At 47.5% G+C, this 10000-nt stretch carries 8 protein-coding genes (1 of these 8 cut by a window edge); 7 read left to right on the forward strand and 1 reads right to left on the reverse strand.

Annotated features, from left to right (window positions below; genetic code table 11):
• From dnaA to gyrB, 6 genes are all read left to right on the forward strand, one after another.
• Positions 1-1347, forward strand: a 1347-nt coding sequence (gene dnaA / locus MHB82_RS00005) for a chromosomal replication initiator protein DnaA (protein WP_445671211.1), incomplete at its 5' end; no start/stop codon positions are given.
• A gap of 220 nt (positions 1348-1567) precedes the next feature.
• Entirely contained in the window at positions 1568-2710 is a 1143-nt protein-coding gene (dnaN, locus tag MHB82_RS00010) for a DNA polymerase III subunit beta (protein WP_095362172.1), read from the forward strand.
• 16 nt (positions 2711-2726) lie between these two features.
• Positions 2727-2942 (forward strand): S4 domain-containing protein YaaA, encoded by a 216-nt coding sequence (gene yaaA, locus MHB82_RS00015; RefSeq protein WP_056697580.1) that lies wholly within the window; start codon positions 2727-2729, stop codon positions 2940-2942.
• Between the two features lie 54 nt (positions 2943-2996).
• Positions 2997-4109 carry a DNA replication/repair protein RecF gene (recF, locus tag MHB82_RS00020; RefSeq protein WP_095293519.1) on the forward strand — a complete coding sequence of 371 codons (1113 nt, stop codon included), beginning with the start codon at positions 2997-2999 and terminating at the stop codon, positions 4107-4109.
• A gap of 13 nt (positions 4110-4122) precedes the next feature.
• Positions 4123-4371, forward strand: coding sequence for an extracellular matrix regulator RemB (gene remB, locus MHB82_RS00025; protein ID WP_095293520.1), 249 nt, complete (start codon positions 4123-4125; stop codon positions 4369-4371).
• 146 nt (positions 4372-4517) lie between these two features.
• Positions 4518-6428, forward strand: coding sequence for a DNA topoisomerase (ATP-hydrolyzing) subunit B (gene gyrB / locus MHB82_RS00030; RefSeq protein ID WP_095293521.1), 1911 nt, complete (start codon positions 4518-4520; stop codon positions 6426-6428).
• 71 nt (positions 6429-6499) lie between these two features.
• On the opposite strand, the gene MHB82_RS00035 is transcribed toward gyrB, so the two are convergent.
• Positions 6500-7435: a YheC/YheD family protein gene (locus MHB82_RS00035; protein ID WP_341173539.1), complete on the reverse strand. Its 936-nt coding sequence runs from the start codon at positions 7433-7435 to the stop codon at positions 6500-6502.
• Between the two features lie 423 nt (positions 7436-7858).
• On the opposite strand from MHB82_RS00035, the gene gyrA reads away from it, so the two are divergent.
• Positions 7859-10000, forward strand: the 5' portion of a protein-coding gene (gene gyrA, locus MHB82_RS00040) for a DNA gyrase subunit A (protein ID WP_341173540.1). Its footprint extends 411 nt past the window's final position; the window shows 2142 of its 2553 coding nt (coding positions 1-2142); its start codon is at positions 7859-7861; its stop codon lies off the right edge, out of view.

A 10000-nucleotide genomic window follows, 5' to 3' on the forward strand; every position in this document is an offset into this window, starting at 1 on the left:
GTGGACAGCCATACTTCTGATTTATGGCAGCAAATTTTATCAATCATACAAAACAAGCTCAGCAAACCCAGCTTCGATACCTGGTTCAAAGCAACCAAAGCAACGAAGCTGAATGACAGTTCAATTGTCATTTCCGCGCCGACTACGTTTGCCGTCGAATGGCTGGAGAGCCGTTACACCAAATTGGTAGGCTCGACAGTATATGAACTGCTAGGCAAGCAAGTCGATGTGAAATTTGTCATCGAAGAGAACAAGCCTGCTGAACCGGATCCGCAGCTGCCGGCGCCAACGCCTACGGTAGTACAGGAAGAAGCGGTTCTCAGCATGCTGAATCCCAAATATACTTTCGATACATTTGTCATTGGACCAGGCAACCGCTTTGCTCATGCCGCATCGCTGGCGGTCGCTGAAGCGCCCGCCAAAGCATACAATCCTTTGTTTTTATACGGGGGAGTTGGACTCGGCAAAACCCACTTGATGCATGCCATTGGCCACTACGTTTTGGAGCATGATCCGGGGAGCAAGGTTGTTTATTTGTCATCTGAGAAATTCACGAACGAATTCATTAACTCCATCCGTGACAACCGCGGGGAGAGCTTCCGTAACAAGTACCGGAATGTCGATATTCTGCTTATAGATGATATTCAGTTTTTGGCGGGAAAAGAATCAACACAAGAGGAATTTTTCCATACGTTTAATGCGCTGCACGAGGAACGGAAACAGATCATTATCTCCAGCGACAGACCACCGAAGGAAATTCCGACTCTGGAAGAGCGGCTTCGTTCCCGCTTTGAATGGGGACTCATTACGGATATCCAGCCTCCGGATCTCGAGACACGGATCGCCATTTTGCGGAAAAAGGCGCGTGCGGAAAACCTCGATATTCCTAACGAAGCAATGATGTATATCGCCAACCAGATCGATACCAATATTCGTGAACTGGAAGGCGCACTAATTCGGGTGGTTGCCTACTCTTCACTGACGAATCAAGACGTAACAACTCATCTGGCTGCAGAAGCATTGAAGGATATCATTCCTTCCAGCCGTCCTAAAATGATCACTATTCAAGACATCCAACAAAAGGTCGGCGAGTATTACAGCCTTAAGCTTGAAGATTTCAAAGCACGGAAGCGGACCAAAGCCGTTGCTTTCCCTAGACAGATTGCCATGTATCTATCGCGTGAACTAACCGATTTCTCCCTGCCCAAAATTGGGGAAGCCTTCGGAGGACGAGATCATACGACTGTGATTCATGCGCACGAAAAAATCTCCCAATCGATCAAATCCGATCAGGAGCTCTACAAAGTTATCAACAACTTAACCGAAAAAATTAAGAATCCAACCTGAACAAGTCCCAAGCCTATGCACAACGTGTACACATGTGGATAGGCTTAATTTTATGGGTTTGTACCCACTTATCCACATATTCAGTGCCCCTATTACTATTATTACTAAAAAGATCTTAAAGATATCATCTCCAAATACGCCGTTTAAAGCTCGGCCTTCGGCCTTTTGTTTAACACCCTTCAATACCCAAACAGCCAAAAAATCCGCTAGGAGTGAAACCATGAAAATCAGCATAATGAAAAGCTACTTGAACGAATCCATCCAGCATGTATCCAAAGCTATCTCCAGCCGTACGACAATCCCCATCTTGAGCGGGATCAAATTCGACGTTAATCATCAAGGTGTGACGTTGACAGCAAGTGACACGGATATATCGATTCAATCCTTTATCCCGCTTGAAGAGGGAGATAAAAGCGTAGTTCAGGTTGAACAACCAGGTAGTGTTGTACTGCCAGCCAAGTTTTTTGTCGAGATCATCAAGAAACTGCCTTCCCAGGAAATCCACATGGAGGTCAAAGACAATTTCAACACCTTCATCTCGGCAGGTGCTACCGAAATTCAACTCGTAGGTTTGGATCCGGAGGAATTCCCGGTATTGCCAAGCATCGAAGAGAACCAAACGGTATCCATTCCAGGTGATCTGCTTAAAAACATGGTGAAGCAAACGGTATTCTCCATTTCCACCCATGAGACAACTCCAATCCTGACAGGTGTACTCTGGAGCCTTGGTGACAATGAGTTGAAATTTGTGGCAACAGACCGCCACCGTCTTGCTACTCGTTCAGCAATGCTGGATAATGCAGAGGGAGTGCGTTTCAACAATGTCGTCATTTCGGGTAAAACGCTGAACGAACTCAGCAAAATCGTGCCTGATCAAAATACGCTTGTGGATATCGTAGTCGCTGACAATCAGGTCCTGTTCAAAATTGACCGTGTCCTGTTCTATTCACGCATTTTGGACGGAACATATCCGGATACTTCTAGAATTATTCCGACTTCTTACAAAACAGAACTTGTTTTGGATACCAAAAAATTAAGTGAGTCGATTGACCGGGCTTATTTGCTGTCGCGTGAAGAGAAAACCAACATTGTGCGCATGCAGACGATGGAATCCGGAACGATCGAAATTTCATCAAGCTCTTCTGAGCTGGGAAAAGTAAGAGAAGAAATTGAACCAGCCGAGTTTACCGGCGATCCGCTGAAAATCTCGTTCAACTCCAAATATATGCTGGATGTGCTGAAAGTGGTGGAGAGTGAGCAGCTGATGATCGCTTTTACCGGCGTCATGAGCCCGATCATTTTGAAACCGCTGGATGACAGTCACAGCCTTTACGTCATCTTGCCTTACCGGACGACCAACTAACGAAAGGAAGATTCCAGTGAACCGAGTAACGATTCGTACGGAATATATTAAGCTTGACCAATTTTTGAAACTGGCAGATTGCATCCCGACCGGAGGCATGGCAAAAGCCCTGCTTCAGGAAGGACTTGTACGTGTGAATAAAGAGCCAGAGGAACGCCGGGGACGCAAGTTATACCCTGGGGATATCGTTGAGGTGGACGGAGAAGGCGCGTTCGAAGTTGCCGCAGAATAAACAGTTTGATCCCTGCTGCCTCCTGACGGACGGGATAAAAGGGAGGTTAACCGGTTGTTTGTCAACAGCATTGATCTGCAGCAGTTCCGCAATTATGAACATCTGAAGCTGGAATCTTTCGGTCCAGTGAATCTGTTAATCGGGCAAAATGCCCAAGGGAAGACCAATCTTGCAGAGGCCATCTTTGTGCTTGCGCTCACCAAGAGCCACCGTACATCCCGCGACAAGGAGCTGATTCGTTTCGGTGAGGAACGTGCCAGACTTGCAGCAGAAGTCGACAAAAAGTATGGAACCGTCAATTTGGAGCTGTCTTTGTCGCAACAAGGGAAGAAGGCCAAGATCAACGGGCTTGAGCAGCGAAAGTTAAGCGATTTTGTCGGTGCACTCAATGTGGTTATGTTTGCACCGGAAGATCTGGAGATTGTCAAAGGCACACCGGGGGTACGCCGCCGGTTTCTTGACATGGAGATCGGTCAGGTGGCACCAGGCTACCTGTATCATCTTCAGCAGTATCAGAAAGTGCTTGTCCAGCGAAACAACCTGCTGAAACAGTTATGGGGCAAGGATGCCTCTGCCCAGACGATGCTGGAGATCTGGAATGAACAGCTGGCTGAACATGGTGTTAAAATCGTCAAAAAAAGGAAACAATTCATAAAGAAACTGCAAAAGTGGGCTGAAACGATTCATCAGGGGATCACCGGAGGCGGGGAAGTGCTGCGTCTGGCCTATCTTCCATCCTTCAGCGAAGCCGCTGAGGAAGATGAAGCTGTTTTAATGGACCAATTTATGATAAAATTATCACAAATGAAAGAGCAGGAGATTCGCCGGGGCACAACCCTTAGTGGGCCGCACCGGGATGACCTGTCCTTTTTCATTAACGACCGGGAAGTACAAACGTATGGTTCGCAGGGGCAGCAGCGCACAACGGCGTTGTCTCTTAAACTTGCGGAGATTGAACTGATCCACGAAGAAATCGGAGAATATCCGGTCCTGCTGCTTGACGATGTGTTGTCCGAGCTGGATCCTTTTCGTCAGACGCAGCTGATCGAAACGTTCCAGAGCAAGGTGCAAACCTTTATTACAGCTACGGGAATCGAGAGCCTGAACGTTGACAAGCTCAAAGATGCCAGTATTTATCATGTTCATGCCGGACAGGTTGAACGCTAAGGAGTGAGGGGACATGTACATTCATCTGGGCGGCGAGAAAATTATCCGTTCTTCCGAATTGGTCGCTATTTTTGATATATCGATTGAAAAATCCTCTAAAATCTCCAAGCAGTATGTCACGCATGCCGAACAGGAAAAAACAGTGGAACGCATCGGCGAAGAGGAAGCCAAGTCTATTGTCGTGACCAAGAATATTGTGTACTATTCACCTATTTCCTCAGCCACACTTAAGAAGCGCGCTCACATTTTCCCTGATCTTTAGAGCTCTTCAGGTAAGGTATAGTATGCCTTCTGCTGCTTGTCTTTAGTTTGGACTACTTGCTGAAAGAAAGAAAAGATGATCATTCAGCATGCATTCTTAGTTAACGCATATTTACGATATTGAATCTATAGAAGTAGGTGAAAGGCATGTCTATGAATCAACCGTCATATGATGCGAATGAAATTCAAGTCCTCGAAGGACTGGAAGCCGTACGGAAGCGTCCGGGGATGTACATCGGTTCCACCAGTGCCAAAGGTCTGCATCATCTGGTCTGGGAAGTAGTGGACAACAGTATCGATGAGGCGCTTGCGGGTTACTGTGACCATATTGAGATCAGTATTCACGAAGATAACAGCGTCACTGTCGTCGATAACGGACGGGGTATCCCTGTCGGCGAGCATGCCAAAATGAAACGTCCTGCACTTGAGGTTGTTATGACCGTGCTCCATGCAGGCGGTAAATTTGGCGGCGGCGGATACAAGGTATCCGGTGGTTTGCACGGGGTCGGTGTCTCTGTTGTGAATGCCCTCTCCGAAAAAGTGGTCGTTACCGTTAAACGTGACGGACATGTGTATCAACAGGAATACCGCCGTGGTGCTCCGCAGTATGACCTGAAAACACTAGGAACAACGGATGAAACGGGAACAACGGTTACGTTCCACCCGGACCCGGAAATTTTCACGGAGACAACCGTATATGATTACGAAACGTTGCTTACCCGTGTGCGTGAGCTCGCTTTCCTCAACAAGGGTATTGGTCTTACGCTGACAGATGAGCGCACAGGCGCAACGAACTCGTTTATGTACGAAGGTGGGATTATTGAATATGTATCCTTCCTGAACCAAAAGCGTGAAGTATTGCATGAAACTCCGATCTACGTTGAAGGCTCCAGAGATAATATCCAGGTGGAAGTTGCCCTGCAATACAATGACAACTACACCGAGAATATTTATTCATTTGCCAACAACATCAATACGCATGAGGGCGGAACGCATGAATCGGGCTTCAAGAGTGCATTGACCCGGATCATTAATGACTATGCACGCAAAGCGGGTGTAATCAAGGACAGCACAGGTAACTTGTCCGGGGATGACGTACGTGAAGGTCTTACGGCTATTATCTCTGTCAAGATTCCTGAGCCGCAGTTTGAAGGACAGACTAAGACGAAGCTGGGTAACAGCGAAGTGCGCGGAATTGTAGAGTCCCTGTTTGCCGAGAAGCTTCAGGAGTTCCTGGAAGAGAATCCTTCGGTATCCCGCCGCATTCTGGAAAAGGGATTGCAAGCCGCTCGTGCACGCGAAGCAGCACGTAAGGCTCGGGAATTGACAAGACGTAAGGGTGCACTTGAAGTGAGCTCCCTGCCAGGTAAACTGGCTGACTGCTCCTCCAAGGACGCTTCGATCAGTGAACTGTACATTGTCGAAGGTGACTCTGCAGGAGGTTCTGCGAAGCAGGGTCGTGACCGTCATTTCCAGGCGATTTTGCCGCTGCGCGGTAAAATTCTGAACGTGGAAAAAGCCCGTCTTGACCGTATCCTGGGCAATGCGGAGATCAGGGCGATCATCACTGCAATGGGTACCGGGATTGGTGACGACTTCGATATTTCGAAAGCCCGTTATCACAAAATCATTTTGATGACCGATGCCGATGTCGATGGTGCCCATATCCGGACCCTGCTGCTGACATTCCTGTATCGTTACATGCGCAAAATTATTGAGGCAGGCTATGTGTACATTGCACAACCGCCATTGTTCAAAATTGAGCGCAACAAAGTGATTCGTTATGCCGGTTCCGAGAAGGAACGTGATGAAATTATTGCGAGTCTCGGTGAAAATGCGAAGTTCAATGTCCAACGTTACAAAGGTCTCGGCGAGATGAATGCCGGACAACTGTGGGAAACCACGATGGACCCTGAAAGCCGGACGATGCTGCAAGTATCGATCAGTGATGCAATGCTTGCGGACGCGATGTTCGACACCCTGATGGGAGATAATGTTGAACCTCGTCGTGACTTTATTCAGGAAAATGCGAAATATGTAAAAAACCTCGATATCTGATGATACGGGAAGAGGCGCCTGCTGGGCGCCTTTTTCACTTTAGTAGGCTGTTGGAACCGGGAATCCACAAGTTAGCGTGCCCGACTTTTCACTTTAGAAGAGGATGCTTGTGGTTTGGCAGCATTACGTGATGTTTTCTTTTTTTTGGAGGGCAACCTGCCGTAGGCAATTGCATATCGTTTAATCCTGCGATAGGCCTCTTTGTCAGGCAGTAAGCCAAAGGCATAGATACCAGGTAGTGTGTTGACCTCCAGAATCCAGGGGCGGCCTGTTTCATCGAGGGCAATATCAATACCGATCTCTTTGAGTCTTGGAAACGACTTTTGCAACTGAACAGCAGTATGAATACCAAGTCGGTAAAGCTCGCTGCGCAGCTTCTGTAATCCGGTTGCATGGAGATGGGGTAGTACCAGTTCTTCGAATGTGGCCAGCCGTCCGCCACCATGAATGTTGGTTATGATTTTTCCCGGTGCAGCAATTCTGCCGAGAATGCCCGTCGTCTCCCAGTTGTTCTTCAGATTCTTTTGCGTGAGCACGCGTAAGTCAAATGGCAGATCTTCGTGTTTGAGGAGAGGGATGCCCTGCTGAATAAGGTAAAGGTGTCCCTGAATTCGCTCTTCCAGAGCTTGATGGAGCTCCTCTAGAGATGAATACGACTCCTGTTTCGTGCCATATTGGAGCTGATAGGATGTAAACCGGAGTGAGGAAGTCTCCAGATCCTGTGAGTTGGATTCGGCAAGGGAGGGTTCCTCAGTAATGCCCTCCTCTGTATTGGAGTGATCCAAGGGTGGAGGTTCACTGAAGGAGTGGACTGTTTTTACTCGCATTACCCCATTACCGTAGGTCCCATGGTCAGGCTTAATATAATTGAGCTCAAACAGTTCGGTCATCCGTTCAAGAGTTTGGCGATCGTATTGCCTTGTGACAGGGATATATTCATTCACAGTACGGCTGCGCTGCAACACAACTGTTTTGGTCCATTTGCTGGAGACACGCTGGATACTCAAGAAGCCACCAGTCCTTTCTTGTTTTTATGAGAGTTCCCTAAGAGCAGCAGTACGGAGAAATCAAAGGACAAGAGATGATATCAGTGGTATAATAGAGAAATATGACGTTTTGTGCGTTTGGCTGCACAATTGCTAGTTTGGACGTAGAACGGGAACGGCACCAGCCTTAATACACGCAGTACATATGCCGCTTTTCTAGCATTGTATGTGTAAACGGAGAGGAAGGCAGGGCTAATCCCCAGACTGCTTAAAGTTCCCGGAAGAAAGGCTATTACCCAGCGGACGTTTAATTGTGTAACTTTTGTGAAAGTAATATAATAAAGAGTAGCGTTCTTGCGCGGTTTTAGCCTTGTTAGGCTTTTCACATATACTATCTTAATGACTGAATGGAACGTTTGTTGAAGGACAAGAAGGAGGTCCAGCATGGCGGAAGAAATGAACTCGCAGATTAAAGATCGGGATATTGGCGTCGAGATGCGTGAATCGTTTATGGATTATGCGATGAGCATCATTGTTAGCCGTGCCCTGCCTGACGTACGTGACGGATTGAAGCCGGTTCACCGGCGTATTTTGTACGCAATGTCAGAGCTAGGCATGACACCCGATAAACCACATAAAAAATCAGCCAGAATCGTCGGCGAAGTTATCGGTAAGTATCACCCGCACGGTGACTCCGCCGTATACGAAACGATGGTACGGATGGCACAGGATTTCTCCCTGCGTTACATGCATGTTGATGGACATGGTAACTTTGGATCCGTCGATGGGGACATGGCAGCAGCCATGCGTTATACGGAAGCACGTTTGTCCAAGATTGCCATGGAGATGCTTAGAGACATCAACAAGGATACGATCGATTTCCAACCGAACTATGACGGTGAAGAGAGCGAACCAGTTGTTTTACCTGCTCGTTTTCCTAACTTGCTTGTCAATGGTGTCGGCGGGATTGCGGTAGGTATGGCAACGAACATCCCTCCTCATAACCTGGGAGAGGTGATTGACGGCGTTCAGGCCATGATTAAAAATCCGGATATTACGTCCATGGAATTGATGGATTACATTCATGGTCCAGACTTTCCGACGGCCGGTTATATTCTGGGACGCTCCGGAATCCGTCAGGCTTACCAGACAGGCCGCGGCTCTGTTACAATGCGGGCCAAAACGAACATCGAGGAAAATAACAACAAGGCACGTATCGTTGTTACCGAGATTCCTTACCAGGTCAATAAGGCAAGACTAGTGGAGAAGATTGCTGAGTTGGTTCGCGACAAGAAAATTGATGGTATTACGGATCTTCGGGATGAATCCGACCGTAACGGAATGCGCATTGTCATTGAGCTTCGCAGAGATGTGAACCCGGGTGTTGTACTGAACAATCTGTACAAGCACACGGCAATGCAGTCGACTTTCGGTATCAATATGCTTGCAATTGTGAATAAGGAGCCAAAAATCCTGAACCTGCGTGAAGTGTTGTATCACTACCTGCAGCATCAGATTGAGGTTATTCGCAGACGTACACAATTCGAATTGAGAAAAGCGGAAGCCCGTGCACATATTCTGGAAGGTTTGCGCATTGCACTGGATCATATCGATGAGATTATTGCGTTGATTCGTTCCTCCAGTAATACAGATGCAGCCAGAGAAGGTTTGATTGAGCGGTTCTCACTTAGTCATGATCAGGCTCAAGCGATTCTGGATATGCGTTTGCAGCGCCTTACAGGTCTGGAACGGGAACGCATTGAAAATGAATATAACGAGCTTATGGTCAAAATTGCAGAGTATCGCGAGATTCTGGCCAATGAGCATCTGGTACTGGAAATTATCAGTGAAGAGCTGCAAGAAATTCGTGAGCGCTTCGGTGATGATCGCCGTACAGAAATCACCATTGGGGAAGAAAGTATCCTGGATGAGGATCTGATTCCGCGTGAAGAGGTCATTATTACCATTACACACACGGGCTATGTGAAGCGTCTGCCGGTATCGACATACCGCAGTCAGAAACGTGGCGGACGTGGAGTCGTGGGCATGGATACCAAGGATACCGACTTTGTCGAGCATCTATTTGTAACCAACTCTCACAACTACCTCATGTTCTTTACGGACAAGGGTAAGGTATACCGTCTAAAAGCTTATGAGATCCCAGAGCTTGGACGTACAGCTCGTGGAACACCGATTATCAACCTGATTCAGATTGAACAGGGAGAGTCGGTTAACGCCGTGATTCCGGTGCAGGAATTCGAGAGCGACAAGTATCTGTTCTTCGCTACCCGTCAGGGTGTAGTGAAGAAGACACCGCTTGAGGATTATACCAATATCCGCAAAGGTGGTCTGATCGGGATCTCCTTGCGTGATGATGATGCTCTCATAGAGGTTAAACTCACAGATGGTCAGCAAGAGATCATCATGGGTACTTCAAACGGAATGTCTATTCGTTTCTCCGAAGGTAATGTTCGTTCCATGGGACGGAATGCAACCGGGGTAAAAGGGATCACACTGGATGAGGGCGATGTTGTCATTGGTATGGACGTTGTCGATCAGGAGCTTGACGTTCTGATTGTTACTGCC

Source organism: Paenibacillus sp. FSL K6-2862, from assembly GCF_038005125.1.
Classification (GTDB): domain Bacteria; phylum Bacillota; class Bacilli; order Paenibacillales; family Paenibacillaceae; genus Paenibacillus; species Paenibacillus illinoisensis_A.

Bases quoted from the DNA above. Each gene is read 5' to 3' on its own strand.
- remB (WP_095293520.1), top strand. From the start codon at position 4,123: ATGTACATTCATCTGGGCGGCGAGAAAATTATCCGTTCTTCCGAATTG.
- gyrB (WP_095293521.1), top strand. From the start codon at position 4,518: ATGTCTATGAATCAACCGTCATATGATGCGAATGAAATTCAAGTCCTC.
- dnaN (WP_095362172.1), top strand. From the start codon at position 1,568: ATGAAAATCAGCATAATGAAAAGCTACTTGAACGAATCCATCCAGCAT.